A 15,319-nucleotide genomic window follows, 5' to 3' on the forward strand; every position below is an offset into this window, starting at 1 on the left:
CTCCGGTCAACGAAGTCAGGGCGGCGAATCCCAACCCAGTCAGATCAGAACCGGTCGATCCCGCGCCGCTGCGCCTCGCGCGTGAGAACATGCACCAAACGGGAATGCCCCATGTCTGGGCGGGCCCGCACACGCACTGGCACCCGCAAGGGCTGCGGCATACCGGGCGCAAAGAACTCGACGACCGCCTCAAACTGGCGAAGCGCGGCATTGTAAATCAATTGTGCAATGCGCACGGCGGTGGCGTGGCTCATGGTCGGACCTCCATTTCCGGCCTCCAGCATCAACGCACAAGGTTGGCAAAAGGTTTCCACGCGCGCCAAAGGTGAAAAAAAGATTGCCTGCCGATCGTGCCTCTTGAACGGGGGGGGCGCCGCAACCACTTTTTGATCAAGACCCGGAACCGGGGCGTGCCATGACGGGCGCCGCAAGAGCCGGGGGCTTCAAAGAGGAGAGAACCGATGAACATGGAGAAGTTCACGGAACGGTCGCGCGGGTTCCTGCAAGCCGCGCAAACGATTGCGATGCGCGAAGGCCACCAACGTGTGCTGCCCGAGCATTTGCTGAAAGCGCTCATGGATGACGATCAGGGGCTGTCGGCCAACCTGATCAGCCGTGCGGGCGGAGAGCCCAAGCGCGTGCAAGAGGCGGTGGATGTTTATGTCTCGAAACTGCCCAAGGTTTCGGGCGGAGATGGGCAGGTTTATGTCGAGCAAAGCCTCGTGCGCGTGCTGGACGAGGCCGAAAAACTTGCCAAGAAAGCGGGCGACAGCTTCGTTCCGGTGGAACGCATTTTGATGGCGCTGGCCATGGTCAACACCAAGGCGAAAGACGCGCTCGATGCGGGCGCGGTAACGGCGCAAAAGCTCAACACCGCGATCAACGATATTCGCAAGGGCCGCACAGCCGACAGTGCCTCGGCCGAAGATGGCTATGAGGCGTTGAAGAAATATGCCCGCGACCTGACGCAGGCTGCCGAAGACGGCAAGATCGACCCGATCATTGGTCGCGATGATGAAATTCGCCGCACCATGCAGGTGCTGAGCCGCCGCACCAAAAACAACCCGGTGCTGATCGGCGAACCCGGCGTCGGGAAAACCGCGATTGCCGAGGGTTTGGCGCTGCGCATCATCGATGGCGACGTGCCCGAAAGCCTGCGCAACAAACGGCTGCTGGCGCTTGATATGGGAGCGCTGATTGCCGGCGCGAAATACCGTGGCGAGTTCGAAGAGCGGCTCAAAGCGATCTTGAAGGAAATCGAGGCCGCGGCGGGCGAGATCATCCTGTTCATCGACGAAATGCACGTGCTTGTGGGCGCGGGCAAATCGGACGGGGCAATGGATGCCGCGAACCTGATCAAACCGGCGCTGGCGCGGGGCGAATTGCATTGCGTGGGCGCCACCACGCTGGATGAATACCGCAAATATGTCGAGAAAGACGCAGCCTTGGCGCGGCGGTTCCAACCGGTGACGGTCAATGAACCGACGGTCGAGGATACGATCTCGATCCTGCGCGGCATCAAGGAAAAATACGAGCTTCACCACGGGGTGCGGATTTCCGACTCGGCTTTGGTTGCGGCGGCCACGCTTTCGCACCGCTACATCACCGACCGGTTCTTGCCCGACAAGGCCATCGACTTGGTCGATGAAGCCTCTTCGCGGTTGCGCATGGAAGTGGATAGCAAACCCGAAGAGCTTGACGCGCTTGATCGGCAGATCTTGCAAATGCAGATCGAGGCCGAGGCGCTCAAGCGCGAAGAAGATGCGGCCTCGAAAGACCGGCTTGAAAAGCTCGAAAAAGACTTGGCCGAGGTGCAGGAACGCTCTGCCGCGATGACGGCCAAGTGGCAATCTGAACGCGACATGCTGGAAGCCTCGCGCTCGGTCAAAGAGCAACTCGACCAAGCGCGGGTGCAGCTTGAACATGCCAAACGCGAAGGCAATTTCGCCAAGGCGGGTGAGCTGCAATATGGGCGCATCCCCGAGCTTGAAAAGCTTCTGGCCGAGGCGGAAACGGTAGCCGAAACCAAGATGGTGGAAGAAGCCGTGCGCCCCGAGCAGATCGCAGAGGTGGTGGAACGCTGGACCGGCATCCCGACCTCGAAAATGCTGGAGGGCGAGCGCGAGAAGCTGCTGAAGATGGAGGAAGAACTCCACAAGCGGGTGATCGGGCAAGATGCCGCCATCACCGCCGTGGCCAATGCCGTGCGCCGCGCGCGTGCGGGTCTAAACGATGAAAACCGCCCGCTTGGGTCGTTCCTCTTCCTTGGCCCGACGGGCGTGGGGAAAACCGAACTGACCAAAGCCGTGGCCAATTATCTCTTTGATGATGACAGCGCGATGGTGCGCATCGACATGTCGGAATTCATGGAGAAACACTCGGTCGCGCGGCTCATCGGCGCGCCTCCGGGCTATGTTGGCTATGACGAAGGCGGGGTTCTGACTGAGGCCGTGCGGCGGCGCCCCTATCAGGTGGTGCTCTTTGACGAGGTGGAAAAGGCCCATCCCGATGTCTTCAACGTGCTGTTGCAGGTGCTGGATGACGGGGTTCTGACCGATGGCCAGGGCCGCACGGTCGACTTTAAGCAAACGCTGATCGTGTTGACCTCGAACCTTGGCAGCCAAGCGCTAAGCCGCTTGCCCGAGGGCGGCGATGCCGCGCAGGCCAAGACCGAAGTGATGGAAGCGGTGCGGGCCCATTTCCGCCCCGAATTCCTCAACCGGCTTGATGAGATGGTGATCTTTGACCGGCTGAGCCGCGAGAACATGGACGGCATCGTGACGATCCAGCTTGAACGGCTCGAAAAACGTCTGGTCGGGCGCAAGATCGCACTCGCGTTGGACGAACCCGCGCTCAAATGGCTCGCCGATGAAGGCTATGACCCGGTCTTTGGCGCGCGCCCGCTCAAACGGGTAATCCAGCGCGCACTGCAAGATCCGCTGGCCGAACTGCTGTTGGCTGGCGAGGTCAAGGACGGGGCCGAAGTCAAAGTTACCGCCGGGCCCGATGGGCTGGTGGTGGGCGGTCGCGTCTCTGCCTCGCAGCGCATCCAGCCGGAAGATCGCGTGCTAAACTGACCCTTTGGCGGGGGGCACCGCCCCCCGCTTCCGCCCGGGATATTTTAGCCGAAATTGAAGGGCGCAGATTTGGCTGCGCCCTCTCCCGCGCGCCGACGGGTTCCGCTAAAGTGCTGCCATCATGCCCGCCCTGTGCCGCGACTGCCTTGCCACTTTTGACACGCGACCGCCCCGCTGCCCCCGCTGTGGGCGGCCGCGGATCCTGTCGCATCCTGAACTGTTCACGCTGTCGATCGCGCATATCGATTGCGACAGTTTCTATGCCTCGGTCGAAAAGCGCGATGATCCAAGCCTTGCGGGCAAGCCAATCATCGTTGGCGGCGGCACGCGGGGCGTGGTCACCACCTGCTGCTACATTGCCCGGATTGCTGGGGTGCGCTCGGCCATGCCAATGTTTCAGGCCCGCAAGCTGTGCCCCGAGGCGGTGGTGATCGCCCCGCGCAAGGAGCGTTATGCCGAGGTTTCGGCGCAGATTCGGGCAAAGTTCACCGCGCTGACGCCCTTGGTTGAGCCGTTGTCGCTGGATGAGGCGTTTTTGGACCTGACCGGCACGGGGCGGCTGCACCATGCGCCGCCAGCGGTGAGCCTCGCGCGGCTGGTACGCGACATCGAGCAAGAGATCGGCGTTACCGCCTCGGTGGGGCTCGCGCATAACAAGTTTCTGGCCAAGATCGCCTCGGACTTAGATAAGCCGCGCGGCTTTTCGGTGATTGGGCGCGCGGATACGGAAGCGTTTTTGCACGACAAGCCCGCCTCGGTTCTATGGGGTGTTGGCGAGGCCACACGCGCGGCACTGGCCCGCGCGGGGCTGCGCACACTGGCCGATATTCGCCGCGCGGGCAAAGGCGCACTGGAATCGCGGTTCGGGGCCACCGGCGCGCGGCTTTACGATCTGGCGCATGGCATTGATCACCGCGCCATCACCCCCGATGCCGGGCTCAAATCGATTTCGCATGAGACCACCTTCGCGCGCGACATCGCCGACCGCGAGCGGCTGGAGGATATCTTGTGGAGCATGTGCGAAAAATCCGCCGACCGGATGAAGGCGCATGGTCTGGCCGGACGCACTGCGGTTTTGAAGCTGCGCCGGGCGGATTTTTCGGCGCTGTCGCGGCAAACCCGGCTCGATGAACCTTCGCAACTGGCCGACACGCTGTTTCGCGCCACCCGTGCGCTTTTGGCCGCCCTGCCCGAACCGGGGCCGTTTCGGCTGATCGGGGCGGGCTACAGCGATTTGCACCCTGCACTCGGACAGGACCCGCTGGGCGATCTGCTGGACCCGCAGGCGGGACGGCGCGCCGGGGCGGAACGGGCCGCCGATGCGATTCGGGCGCGGTTTGGCACAGATGCGATCCGGCTGGGGCGCGGGCTCGCACAGGAGCACACGCCAGAAGACTAAATCATTCGGCGGCGAGTTGGCCCGAGTCCTCCGCCCGGACCAGATCGGACAACTCGCCCGTGATCGCGCCGATCAACGTTGCAAACAATTCGAACTGTGGCAGGGGTTCGATCTGCTCTTCATCCATATAAAGGGCTCGGGAAATCTCGATCTGCACCACCTCGACTCCCGAGGCAGGGCGCCCGTAGCGGCTCACAATATAAGCCCCGGCAAAAGGGGAGTTGCGCGCCAGGGTCAACCCGGCGCGGCGAAACACCGATTCGACGCGCGCCATCGTCTCGGCACTGGCCGAGGTGCCGAACCGGTCGCCCAGCACAATTTCCGCGCAGCGCTGGCGCGGCGTGCTCGCTTCGCTGGGCATGGAATGGACATCAAACAGAATCGTGCGGCCGAATCGATCGCGCCGTTCTTCAAGAAGGGCCTGCAAGCGGGCGTGATAGGGGCGCCAAACAGCGCGGATGCGAGATTGTGCCGCAGTGCGGGGCATCTTGCCCCGGCCAATTTCGCGCCCGCCCGCGACAACGCGCGGGATCACCCCCAGCCCCATCGCCGCGCGCGAACCGCCCGAGCCGCGCGCCACCCCCTCGATCAGCGCGGGGTCCAGCTCGTCTTCGCTCCGGTTCAGATCCACATAAGCACGTGGATATAGGGCCTCCAGCAGCGTGCCCCCATGGCCCGGAACAGCGCTCAGAAGCTTGTCGACAAAGGCATCTTCAGAAGATCGTAGCCGCAACAGGTCCAACTGCGAGTCGCGCACGAAATCCTGCGGGTAGAATCGCCCTGAATGCGGCGAGGCAAAGACCACCCCCGAGGTCACAACCTCGGGCAGGTGAAGCCGATAGGGCAGAATCGATGGCGCGGCTTCGGGCATGAACTCTCCTTGCGGCCATAAGCTTACACCAATTTCTTTTCACGCCAAAAGGCTCTTGAAAGCCGCCGCGAACCCTTCTATAGACCCGCAGACCGACGCGGTTCCGCCCGCGTCCTTTTCTTTCCGGGGAAGGGTCAGGCGGGCAGCAGCAGGTTTTCGGGCGGTTAGCTCAGCGGTAGAGCACTACGTTGACATCGTAGGGGTCACTGGTTCGATCCCAGTACCGCCCACCATTCACCGCCCCTTCGGGGGCATTTGCTTTTCAAGGCGCACGTCGCCGCGAACAGGAGAAGGCCGATGAAGGTCCGCAACTCGCTCCGCTCGCTCAAGCAGCGTCATCGCGATTGCCAGATCGTGCGCCGTAAAGGCCGCGTCTACGTGATCAACAAGACGCAGAAGCGCTTCAAAGCCCGTCAAGGCTGAGGCGTCGCTTCGAGCAGGAATTCAAAAGGCCGCAGGGGCAACCCAGCGGCCTTTTAATTTGTTCGGCAGCCAAAGACGCCGATCAGCCAAGCCCAATCAGCGCCGGAATCTCCCCCAGATCCGCAATCAACTCTGCGCCCACGGCGCGCAGCGTTTCGCGCGCATGGTCTGAACCATGCGGCGGCACCAAGCCAAAGCAGCGCATGCCCGCGCCAATCGCAGAGCGTGCCCCGGTGGCGCTGTCTTCCACGACGACGCAGTCGGTGGGCGAAACGTTCAAGAACGCCGCCGCATGCAGATAAAGCCCCGGATCGGGTTTCGGGCAGCCCAGTTCCTGACCCGAGAAAAGCCGCCCCTCAAGCCGGGCCCAAAGCCGGGGGTGCTGGCCCAAGCTCGCTTCCATCTTGCGGCTATGCCCGTTCGACCCTACGGCATAGGAAATCCCCGCCGCATCCAACCGGTCAAGCAAGGCCTCGATACCCGGCATCTTGGGGGTGCCCGCGCGCAATTGGGCATAAAGTTTTTCATAAAACGCGCCGACCCATTCGGGCGGCAGGCCTGCCCCCATCTCATTGGCGGTCTGGCGCAGCTTTTCCATCGTGCCACCGATGAAGCGCTGCTCCATCTCTTCCATGGTCAAATCCAACCCATGTGCGGCCAGTTCCACCTGAAGCGCGGCAAAGGTGGCGGGTTCGCTGTCAACAAGCACCCCATCACAATCGAACAGAACGGCTTTGATGGTCATGCGGGCATCCGGGCAAGGGTGACAAGAGTATCGCCATAGCGGCGCTGGTCGATCTGTTCGAGCGGTTCGGGCACAATCGGCGCGGTGTTTTCTTCCCACACGACGGTTGCCCCCGCCCCGATCCAACCGTTGGCAAGGCACGAGGCAAGCGCCTTTTCCCCGAGCCCCATCCCATAGGGCGGATCAAGAAAAATGAGGTCATAGCCCGCGCCCCGGCACGGCCCCATATTGGTGGCATCGCGCCGCCAGATATCGGTCACGCCCATCGCGCGCATCAGCTCCACATTCTTGCGCAGCAACACCCGCGCGGCAGTGCCCTCATCCACAAAGGCGACACGCGCCGCCCCACGCGACAACGCTTCGAGCCCCAGCGCCCCGGTGCCCGCGAACAGGTCCAATACCCGCGCGCCCGGGATCGGGTTGCCGTGCGTGCCGTTGATCAGCAGATTGAAGATGCTTTCGCGCACCCGGTCGGTGGTGGGGCGTAAATGCGCACTCGCATCGCCCGCGCCCACATCGGTCAGTTTCAGGCCACGTCGCTCGCCGCCAATGATTCTCATTTCATCAAGACCTTTAGATCGGTGGCCGCCGCGACCTGTTCGGGCGTGACGGGCTTGCCCGCTTCGATCACCCTCTTGCCAACCATGTAAGCACGCGGCGCATTCAGCGCATCCACCGCAATCAGCCGCCCGTCGCGGAAATACCAAAAGGACTGCCCCTCAGCCGTATTGGTCACGATCTGGTCGTAGCCCGTGCCCAGACCGGCGATTTGCAGTTTGGCGTCGAATTGGTCCGACCAGAACCACGGCTTGGGCACATAGGCTTTGCCCGCGCCCAGCATGTTTTCCGCGACCAACTCCCCCATATCAATCGCATTGCCGACCGATTCGAGCCGCATCGGGCCATTTGTCCCCGGAAAGGCCGCGCAATCGCCGGCCGCCCAAATCGCCGGGTCAGAGGTTCGCCCCTCCGCATCGACAGCGACCCCGTTTGCAACCGTAAGGCCCGCCGCTGCGGCCAGGTCGGTTGCAGGGGTCACACCAATCCCGGTGATGACGAAATCAGCCTCCAGCACCCTGCCATCGGCCAATTCCACGCCGCCCACACGATCCGCGCCCGTCAATTGCGTGATCCCGATACCCTCAAGAATTTCAACGCCATGCGACCGATGCAGATCGCGGATCGCATCGGCTGTTTCCGCACAGGCGACCCGGCCCAGAATGCGCGGCGCGGCTTCGACCAAAGTGACAGCCAGCCCCAGCTTGGACGCCACCGCCGCTGCCTCAAGCCCGATATAGCCGCCGCCCACAACCACAAGCTTGCGGCCCGCCGTAAACTCCCCCGCCATGGCATCGACATCGGCCAAGGTGCGCACGGTATAAACACCCGCCAAGTCGCCCCCCATCGCCGCTGGCAGGCGGCGCGGCGGCGCGCCCGTGCACAGCGCGAGCTGGTCATAGGGCACCCGCTCCTGCCCGATCAGCACCGCTTTTGCGGCGCGATCGATCCCCGTCACCGTCACGCCGGTGCGCAGGGTCACGTCATTCGCATCATACCAATCGGGCGCGCGCAGCGTCAGCCGCTCCAGCGGCATATCCCCCAGAAGATAGCCTTTCGACAGCGGCGGGCGCTGATAGGGCGCCACCGGTTCGGCCCCCAGAATCGTCACCGCACCTGCATATCCCACGCCCCGCAGCTTGGCCGCCAGCGCCGCCGCCGCCTGCCCCCCGCCGATGATCACGATACCGCTCATGGGTCTTCCTCTGGTCAGCTTCTTTGCCCCTCCTATATCGTTCCCCCGAAGCTTAGCAATGCGAAGGGAGATCGACATGAGTATTACGGTTGGGAGCGCGCTTCCCGGCGCCACGCTGCTGCAGATGGGGCCCGATGGCCCCGAACCGGTGGCCTTGGGCGCGAAACTGGCCGGGCGCAAGGTGGCGATCTTTGCGGTGCCGGGCGCCTATACCGGCGTGTGCACCACGGCCCATGTGCCCAGCTTCATCCGCACCAAGGCCGCTTTCGATGCCAAGGGCGTGGATGAGGTGATCTGCATCTCGGTCAATGACCCGTTCGTGATGGCCGCTTGGGGCGAAAGCACCGGCGCGACCGAGGCGGGCATCACCATGCTGGCCGATGCCGAAAGCGCCTTCACCACCGCGATCGGGATGGATTTCACCGCCCCACCTGCCGGGCTGATCCAACGCTCGGCGCGCTATGCGATGCTGGTCGAAGACGGCATCGTGAAAGTGCTGCACCGCGAAGAAAATCCGGGTGTGTGCGAAGCTTCGGCGGGCGAGGCGCTTTTGGCCGCAATCTAACCCTTGGGTGGGGGCGCTTGGGCGTCACCCCGCCTTGAACGGCCCCATCTCGGCGAGATCCGAGACTTCCTCGGCGACCGCCGCGCGTTCTTGTTCGAGATAATCGGCCACCGCGCGGCGCAAGCCGGGATGTGCGATGAAATGCACCGAATGGGTGGTGACCGGCAAATAGCCCCGCGCCAGCTTGTGTTCGCCCTGCGCCCCCGCCTCGACCCGCGCCAACCCTTGGGCAATCGCCCAATCGGTCGCTTGGTGGTAGCACAGTTCAAAATGCAAAAAGGCATGGTCTTCGACGCAGCCCCAATAGCGCCCAAACAGCGCATCGCGGCCAATGAAATTAAGCGCGCCCGCCACCGGGCGGCCCTCGCGCTCCGCCACGATCAGCAAGATATCGTCGCGCATGTCATGCAGCGCATCAAAGAAGGCACGGGTCAGATAGGGGCGCCCCCATTTGCGCGCGCCCGTATCTTGATAAAAGGCCCACATCGCGTCCCAATGCAGGTCAGAAATCTCGGCCCCGGTCAGCGCGCGGATCGTGCCACCAAAGGCCTGCGCCTTTTGCCGTTCCTTGCGCAGCGCCTTGCGCTTGCGCGAGGCCAGCGTGGTCAGGAAATCGTCGAAACTGGCGTAACCGCGGTTTTCCCAATGGAATTGCAGGCCCGTGCGGTGCAGCCAGCCCTGCGCTGCGGCCGCCTCGGCCTCTTCGGCACTGCAAAAGGTCAGATGCGCCGACGACAGACCGTTTTGCACGGTCAACTGCCCCAGCCCCTGCAACAGTGCAGCGCGCCCGACCTCTTCTAGCCCCGGGCGACACAACAGCCGCCGCCCCGGCACCGGGGTGAAGGGCACTGCCCCTTGCAGCTTGGGGTAATAGGCCCCGCCCGCGCGTTCATAGGCATCGGCCCACGCATGATCGAAGACATATTCGCCCTGCGAATGGGTCTTAAGATAAAGCGGCGCAACCGCCACCAACCTGCCGCCGACCGAAGCCGCCAGATGCTGCGCGCGCCAGCCTGTGCCCTCGCCCACCGAGCCAGAGGCTTCCAGCGCGGCTAAAAACCTGTGCGTGGTGAACGGGTCCAAGGCCCGCCCGCCATCGGCGGTTTCCGGGCAGGCACAGGCATCCCAATCCGCTTGCGCGATCTGCGAAACCTGCGCATGGATACTTATTTCAAATTCTTCCCGCATCGTGCCTCACCCTCGATGCGCAAAGGATGGCGCGCCGGGGCGTGCGGTCAAGCCGCGTAACCCTCGAAGGTGATATTTTGCGCGACCTTGCGCGCCGCAGCCTCGGCCTCGGGGCTGCGGATGGTCCAGCAAAAGACCGCAGCCCCACGCGCCTTCAGATCGGCCACCCGCGCCGCGCCCAAATCCGCCGCCTCATGCGAAATGAAACAGGCCCCCACCCGGTCATAATCTGGAATATCACGCAGATGATCGCGGATTGCGGCAGGCAGCAAAGGCCAGCCCTCGGCACGATAACCTGAAGTGGTCAGCCCCACCGGCACCGCAGGTGCCGCCGCATGAAAGGCCGCGACCGCATGCGGGTTAAAAGACATCACCGCCACGGGCCCCGCATAGCCGGCCAAAACAGCGGCCGTGGCGGCCTCCAGCGCCCCGACAGCCGGCCCCATCGCCCCGTCTTGATCCTTGATCTCGATCAGCAACGGCACCTGTCCGGCCACGATCTCAAGCACCTCGGCCAGCGTCGGCATCCCCTCGTCGCCGCCCAAAAGCGGGGTGTCGCCAAGGTTTTGCGCACTGAGCCCCCGCACCCGGCCCGAAATGCCGGTGAGCCGCCGCAGGTCGTAATCGTGAAACACCATCGGCACGCCATCGGCCGAGGGTTGCAGGTCAATCTCGATCCCATAGCCCGCCGCTACGGCGGCGCGCACGGCGGCACGGCTGTTTTCAGGCCGCCCCGCCGCAAGGTCATGGTAAGCCCGATGCGCAATCGGACGTGCGAAAAACGCCCCGGGCAGACCCATCATTCGACCTCGAAGATCGCTTCGATTTCCACCGCAACGCCCATCGGCAGCGACGCCGCGGACACGGCGGAGCGCGCATGCCGCCCGGCATCGCCGAAGACTTCAACCATCAGATCGGAACAGCCGTTCACGACCTTGGGTTGGTCGGTGAAATCGGCGGTCGAATTGACAAAGCCGACCAGTTTCACCACGCGCTTGATCTTATCCAGATCGCCCAGCGCCGCACGCGCCTGCGCCATCAGCGCCAGCCCGCAGCGCCGCGCCGCCGCAGCGCCCTCTTCAATGCCCAGATCGGCACCAAGCTTGCCGGTGATCAGCCCATCGGGCCCGGCCGAAATTTGCCCCGAGACGAAAAGCTGGTTGCCCGTGCGCACGAAGGGCACGTAATTGGCCGCCGGCGCCGGAGCGTCGGGCAGGGTGATGTTGAGCGCGCTCAGACGCGCCTCGATTGCCGATGTCATGCTGTCCTCAGTTTACCAGTCGATAAAGTCGCGGAATTCGCCCAGCACCACGCGCCACAGATCGATGGTGTCATCGAAATTGCGCCCGCCGCATCCGTCGAAATCCAAGTTCACGTCATATTCAACATAGGGATCGCCTTCATCATCAAGATAGGCTTTCCCGAACCGTTTTTTGCGGTTCCACTCATTGATCTTCCACGCGCTCATCGGATCGCGCAGATCAAACCCAGCCGAAAACTGGATCGAGTCGCAGCGCCCTTTGTTGCAGCCGTAGAAATAGACTTTGAAATTCGTGCCTTCAATCCGGCTGGACAGGCGCGGATCACCGGCATTGTCGGTGTCGCGCGACACCTGAAGCCCGTAAGATTCCATGAAGCTGCGGATCACGTCCGGGTCGCCCACGACCTGCGACTGAACCGGGGTGGCACCGACAAGCGCGGCAAGGGCAACCGCCCCGACGAACGTGTAACGTTTCATGCGAACCTCCATGCTTTTGGCGCACCTTAGGGGGGCCGGTTCCATTTGGCCAGATCAAGCGACCAATTGTTCGGCCCGTTTCAGATCGACCGAGACAAGCTGGCTGACCCCTTGTTCTTGCATGGTAACTCCGAAAAGACGGTCCATCCGGCTCATCGTCACCGCATGGTGGGTGATGATCAAAAACCGGGTGTCGGTGCGGCGCGTCATTTCATCCAAAAGGTCGCAAAACCGCGTCACATTCGCATCGTCCAAAGGCGCGTCGACCTCATCCAACACACAGATCGGCGCGGGGTTGGCCAAGAAGACCGCAAAGATCAGCGCCATCGCGGTCAGCGTCTGTTCGCCCCCCGACAAAAGGCTTAGCGTCGAAAGCTTCTTGCCCGGCGGCTGGCACATGATTTCCAGCCCCGCTTCCAGCGGATCATCGCTTTCCACCAATTGCAGGCTGGCCGCCCCGCCACCAAACAGGTGGGTAAATAGGGTGCGGAAGCTTTCATTGACCTGTTCATATGCCGTCAGCAGCCGTTCGCGCCCCTCTCTGTTCAGCCCGGAAATGCCCGAGCGCAGCTTGCGGATCGCCTCTTCCAGATCGGTCTTTTCCTTGGCCAAGGTGTCATGTTCTTCCTGCACCTCGCGCGCGTCTTCCTCGGCGCGCAGGTTGACTGCGCCAAGCGCGTCGCGCGCCCGTTTCAGCCGCGCAACCTCGGTTTCCAGATGGTCAGAACCGGGCATTTGATCCGGGTCCGTATCAAGGGTTTCAAGCAACGCCGCCGGGGTCAGCTCGGTCGCTTCTTCGATCCGTTCGGCCGCCAAGGCCAGCGTTTCACGCGCACCGTCCAGCCGCGCTTCAGCCCGCGCTTTGGCTTCGCGCGATTCGCCAGCCACACGCTCGGCGTCGCGTTCGGCCATCTGCGCCTCGCGCGCGGCGGTTTCCGCTTCCGTCAACCGATCCGCCGCTGTTGCCCGGCGGTCTTCGGCGGCCTCGATCGCCGCGTTCAACTCTTCGCGTTTGGCCGCCAGTTCTTCGGGCACTTCGGCTGCCTCTTCCAGATCGGCCACCGCTTCCGCGCGCCGCGCAGCCAGTTCGGCGGAGCGTTTCTCGGCGGTTTCCAGACGGTGCTTCCAGCCCGAGATTTCTTTCGTCACCTCTTGGCGGCGGCGCAGCCGTGCCTCGCCTTCGCGGCGGATTTCGTCATGCGCGGAGCGGCGCGTCATCATTGTGACCCGTGCGGCCTCGACCGTGAGCTTGATCGCCTCCACCTCACCGCGCGCGGTCTCCAGATCGGGCAAGGCGGCCAGTTGCGCCTCTGCCTCGGCCAGCGCCAGCCGCGCGGTGCCCGCCTCATCCCCATAGCGTTTGGCCGCCAGATGCGCTGCCTCCAGCTTGCCGCCCAAAATCGAGCGATCCGCCTCGGCCCGGCTCAATGCCCGGCCCGCCTCGGCCAGCCGGGTATCGGCGGCGCGGCGGGCCTCGCGCGCGCGGGCATCAAGGGCAGAGGCTTCGGCCAGTTGCGCGGCCAACATCTCATGCGCCTGCCGCGCGCCCTCGGCCCGGGCGGCGGCATCTTCAAGGTCGCGCTTGAGTTCGACAAGCCGGTTCAACTGGCGCAAGCGCAAGGCGGCAGCGGTGGGCGCATCTTCGGCCCCGGCGCGAAACCCATCCCAGCGCCAAAGATCCCCTTCCATCGACACCAGCCGTTGTCCGGGGGCCAGCTTTTCTTGCAGCCGCGCGCCTTCGGCAGCATCGGCCACCAGACCGATCTGCGCAATCCGGCGCGCCAAAACGGCCGGCACCTCGACATGGCGCGAAAGTGGCTCCACCCCCGCAGGCAGCAATTGCAAGGTCGCGTAATCGGGCAGGACCGCCCAGCCCGACGCCGCCCCCGGCGCAATTTCGGGGGCGCGCAGATCATCGGCCAAGGCCGCGCCCAAGGCCGCCTCGTAGCCGCTTTTCACCGTCACCCGGTCAAGCAGTTGATGCCCGGTGGCGGATTCGCGTTCCACAAGCCGCGCCAACGCCGCCACCTCGGCGCGCAAAGCGCCCGCCTCGCCCTCGGCCTCGGACCACGCGGCGCGGGCGGCGCTTTCGCGCGACTGCACCTCGGCGCGGGCCTCATCGGCTGCGGCCAAGGCCTCTTCTGCGGCTTCGGCCTGATCTTGCGCTTCTTCCTGAGCCTCTTGCGCCGCCGCAAAAACCTCTTCGGCACGGGCCAAGGCCGCTTCGGCCTCTGCCCCGGCAGCTTCGGCGCGCGCGGCCTCGGCCTCCGCCTTGGCGACCGTGGCACGGCCATCGCTGACAAGGCGGCTGGCCGAACCATGTTTCGCCGCAAGCCGCGCCACATCCTCGGTGCGCTCGCTCAATTGCGCTTCGCGCTCGGCCAAGACCGCCGCGGCTTCGGCAGAGGCTTCCGCCGCCGCCTCCAGCTTGTCGTCATGCCCCTCTGCCGCCTTGGCAAGCTGCCCCAATTCCCACTCCAGCCGGGCAATGGTTTCCCCCGCATCACGGTTCAGCCCGGCCTCGCGCTCCATATCCCGGTCAAGCTGCGCGATGCGGCTTTTCAGCCCCTCGATCCGCGCCTGCGCCTGCGCCTCGGCATCGCCCAAAGCATCGCGCTGCAGGCTCAAACGTTGCAAGATCGCGCCTGCCACGGCCTCTTCTTCGCGCAGCGGCGGCAGCGCCGCGTCTTTTTCAGCGCGGGTCTTTGCCGCCGCCCGCGCCGCCAGTTCGGCCTGCGCCGCAGCCATCAACGCCGTGCGCACCAAATCCTCGGCTTCCAGCCGCGCCATATCGGCCTCGCGCCAACGGCGATAAAGCAGCGATCCCTCGGCCCGGCGCAAGTCCTCGCCAATCGCGCGGTAGCGCGCGGCCTGCCGCGCCTGACGGGCCAAAGCCGCAAGCTGGGTGCCCAATTGTTCCAGCACATCATCGACGCGGGCAAGGTTCTGCTCCGCCCCGTTGAGCTTCAACTCCGCCTCGTGACGGCGCTGATACAGACCCGAAATCCCAGCCGCTTCTTCCAAGATCCGCCGCCGCGCCTTAGGTTTGGCGTTGATCAGTTCCGAGATTTGCCCCTGCCGCACCAGCGCCGGGCTGTGCGCCCCGGTGGAGGCATCGGCAAACAGCATCTGCACGTCGCGTGCGCGCACATCCTTGGTGTTGACCTTATAGGCCGAGCCCGCATCGCGGGTGATCCGGCGCACGATCTCTAGGCTGTCGCTGTCATTGAAGCCCGAGGGGGCCAACCGTTCGCTGTTGTCGATAGAGAGCGATACTTCCGCGAAATGACGCGCAGGGCGAGTCGCCGCCCCGGCAAAGATCACATCTTCCATCCCGCCGCCGCGCATCGCGCTGGGACGGTTTTCCCCCATCACCCAACGCAGGGCTTCCAGCAGGTTCGACTTGCCGCAGCCATTCGGCCCGACAACACCGGTCAGCCCGTCATGGATGACGAGATCGGTCGGGTCTACGAAGCTTTTGAAGCCATTGAGGCGCAGGCGAGAGAAACGCAAGATCAGGTCCGATTCCGGGGCGCAGGGCGCGCAGTTTCGGGGCTGAA

14 protein-coding genes and 1 tRNA gene are annotated in these 15,319 nt (G+C 64.2%); 5 read left to right on the forward strand and 10 right to left on the reverse strand.

What is annotated here, in order from left to right; genetic code table 11:
- Positions 1–44: 44 nt before the first annotated feature.
- Positions 45–254, reverse strand: coding sequence for a hypothetical protein (locus CKO11_RS14295; RefSeq protein WP_223640170.1), 210 nt, complete (start codon positions 252–254; stop codon positions 45–47).
- A gap of 207 nt (positions 255–461) precedes the next feature.
- On the opposite strand from CKO11_RS14295, the gene clpB reads away from it, so the two are divergent.
- Entirely contained in the window at positions 462–3,077 is a 2,616-nt protein-coding gene (clpB, locus tag CKO11_RS14300; RefSeq protein WP_223640173.1) for an ATP-dependent chaperone ClpB, read from the forward strand.
- Between the two features lie 121 nt (positions 3,078–3,198).
- Entirely contained in the window at positions 3,199–4,476 is a 1,278-nt protein-coding gene (locus tag CKO11_RS14305) for a DNA polymerase IV (protein ID WP_223640175.1), read from the forward strand.
- Position 4,477: 1 nt separating this feature from the next.
- On the opposite strand, the gene CKO11_RS14310 is transcribed toward CKO11_RS14305, so the two are convergent.
- On the reverse strand, positions 4,478–5,347 hold the full coding sequence (locus CKO11_RS14310; RefSeq protein WP_223640178.1) for an N-formylglutamate amidohydrolase: 870 nt from the start codon (positions 5,345–5,347) through the stop codon (positions 4,478–4,480).
- Positions 5,348–5,505: 158 nt separating this feature from the next.
- Here CKO11_RS14310 and CKO11_RS14315 point away from each other — a divergent pair.
- Both CKO11_RS14315 and ykgO read left to right on the forward strand, forming a co-directional pair.
- Positions 5,506–5,580 (forward strand) — tRNA-Val (locus CKO11_RS14315).
- 64 nt (positions 5,581–5,644) lie between these two features.
- Positions 5,645–5,770, forward strand: coding sequence for a type B 50S ribosomal protein L36 (ykgO, locus tag CKO11_RS14320; protein WP_013069105.1), 126 nt, complete (start codon positions 5,645–5,647; stop codon positions 5,768–5,770).
- Between the two features lie 82 nt (positions 5,771–5,852).
- On the opposite strand, the gene CKO11_RS14325 is transcribed toward ykgO, so the two are convergent.
- The 3 genes from CKO11_RS14325 to CKO11_RS14335 are packed head-to-tail and all read right to left on the reverse strand — an operon-like array spanning position 5,853 to position 8,268.
- Complete coding sequence (locus tag CKO11_RS14325) at positions 5,853–6,515, reverse strand: HAD family hydrolase (protein ID WP_223640181.1); 663 nt, start codon at positions 6,513–6,515, stop codon at positions 5,853–5,855.
- Positions 6,512–7,075, reverse strand: a complete 564-nt coding sequence (rsmD, locus tag CKO11_RS14330; RefSeq protein ID WP_223640184.1) for a 16S rRNA (guanine(966)-N(2))-methyltransferase RsmD — start codon at positions 7,073–7,075, stop codon at positions 6,512–6,514. The genes CKO11_RS14325 and rsmD overlap by 4 nt, the downstream gene beginning before the upstream one ends.
- Complete coding sequence (locus CKO11_RS14335; RefSeq protein ID WP_223640187.1) at positions 7,072–8,268, reverse strand: NAD(P)/FAD-dependent oxidoreductase; 1,197 nt, start codon at positions 8,266–8,268, stop codon at positions 7,072–7,074. The genes rsmD and CKO11_RS14335 overlap by 4 nt, the downstream gene beginning before the upstream one ends.
- A 76-nt stretch (positions 8,269–8,344) precedes the next feature.
- Between CKO11_RS14335 and CKO11_RS14340 the strand changes: the two genes are divergently transcribed.
- Positions 8,345–8,833, forward strand: coding sequence for a peroxiredoxin (locus CKO11_RS14340; protein ID WP_223640190.1), 489 nt, complete (start codon positions 8,345–8,347; stop codon positions 8,831–8,833).
- Positions 8,834–8,857: 24 nt separating this feature from the next.
- Here CKO11_RS14340 and CKO11_RS14345 read toward each other — a convergent pair whose 3' ends face one another.
- The 5 genes from CKO11_RS14345 to smc are packed head-to-tail and all read right to left on the reverse strand — an operon-like array spanning position 8,858 to position 15,272.
- Positions 8,858–10,021 (reverse strand): GNAT family N-acetyltransferase, encoded by a 1,164-nt coding sequence (locus tag CKO11_RS14345; RefSeq protein ID WP_223640192.1) that lies wholly within the window; start codon positions 10,019–10,021, stop codon positions 8,858–8,860.
- A 47-nt stretch (positions 10,022–10,068) separates the two neighbouring features.
- Entirely contained in the window at positions 10,069–10,824 is a 756-nt protein-coding gene (locus CKO11_RS14350; protein ID WP_223640194.1) for a glycerophosphodiester phosphodiesterase family protein, read from the reverse strand.
- On the reverse strand, positions 10,821–11,282 hold the full coding sequence (locus tag CKO11_RS14355) for a RidA family protein (protein ID WP_223640196.1): 462 nt from the start codon (positions 11,280–11,282) through the stop codon (positions 10,821–10,823). The genes CKO11_RS14350 and CKO11_RS14355 overlap by 4 nt, the downstream gene beginning before the upstream one ends.
- A 12-nt stretch (positions 11,283–11,294) precedes the next feature.
- Positions 11,295–11,759 (reverse strand): YbjN domain-containing protein, encoded by a 465-nt coding sequence (locus CKO11_RS14360; protein ID WP_223640198.1) that lies wholly within the window; start codon positions 11,757–11,759, stop codon positions 11,295–11,297.
- A 54-nt stretch (positions 11,760–11,813) separates the two neighbouring features.
- Positions 11,814–15,272: a chromosome segregation protein SMC gene (gene smc, locus CKO11_RS14365; RefSeq protein ID WP_223640200.1), complete on the reverse strand. Its 3,459-nt coding sequence runs from the start codon at positions 15,270–15,272 to the stop codon at positions 11,814–11,816.
- Positions 15,273–15,319 lie beyond the last annotated feature (47 nt).

This window comes from Rhodobacter sp. TJ_12 (assembly GCF_020023995.1).
Taxonomy (GTDB): Bacteria; Pseudomonadota; Alphaproteobacteria; order Rhodobacterales; family Rhodobacteraceae; genus Rhodobacter.

Bases quoted from the DNA above. Each gene is read 5' to 3' on its own strand.
- CKO11_RS14310 (WP_223640178.1), bottom strand. From the start codon at position 5,347: ATGCCCGAAGCCGCGCCATCGATTCTGCCCTATCGGCTTCACCTGCCC.
- CKO11_RS14305 (WP_223640175.1), top strand. From the start codon at position 3,199: ATGCCCGCCCTGTGCCGCGACTGCCTTGCCACTTTTGACACGCGACCG.
- CKO11_RS14335 (WP_223640187.1), bottom strand. From the start codon at position 8,268: ATGAGCGGTATCGTGATCATCGGCGGGGGGCAGGCGGCGGCGGCGCTG.
- CKO11_RS14295 (WP_223640170.1), bottom strand. From the start codon at position 254: ATGAGCCACGCCACCGCCGTGCGCATTGCACAATTGATTTACAATGCC.
- ykgO (WP_013069105.1), top strand. From the start codon at position 5,645: ATGAAGGTCCGCAACTCGCTCCGCTCGCTCAAGCAGCGTCATCGCGAT.
- CKO11_RS14355 (WP_223640196.1), bottom strand. From the start codon at position 11,282: ATGACATCGGCAATCGAGGCGCGTCTGAGCGCGCTCAACATCACCCTG.
- clpB (WP_223640173.1), top strand. From the start codon at position 462: ATGAACATGGAGAAGTTCACGGAACGGTCGCGCGGGTTCCTGCAAGCC.
- CKO11_RS14350 (WP_223640194.1), bottom strand. From the start codon at position 10,824: ATGATGGGTCTGCCCGGGGCGTTTTTCGCACGTCCGATTGCGCATCGG.
- rsmD (WP_223640184.1), bottom strand. From the start codon at position 7,075: ATGAGAATCATTGGCGGCGAGCGACGTGGCCTGAAACTGACCGATGTG.
- CKO11_RS14325 (WP_223640181.1), bottom strand. From the start codon at position 6,515: ATGACCATCAAAGCCGTTCTGTTCGATTGTGATGGGGTGCTTGTTGAC.
- CKO11_RS14345 (WP_223640192.1), bottom strand. From the start codon at position 10,021: ATGCGGGAAGAATTTGAAATAAGTATCCATGCGCAGGTTTCGCAGATC.
- CKO11_RS14360 (WP_223640198.1), bottom strand. From the start codon at position 11,759: ATGAAACGTTACACGTTCGTCGGGGCGGTTGCCCTTGCCGCGCTTGTC.
- CKO11_RS14340 (WP_223640190.1), top strand. From the start codon at position 8,345: ATGAGTATTACGGTTGGGAGCGCGCTTCCCGGCGCCACGCTGCTGCAG.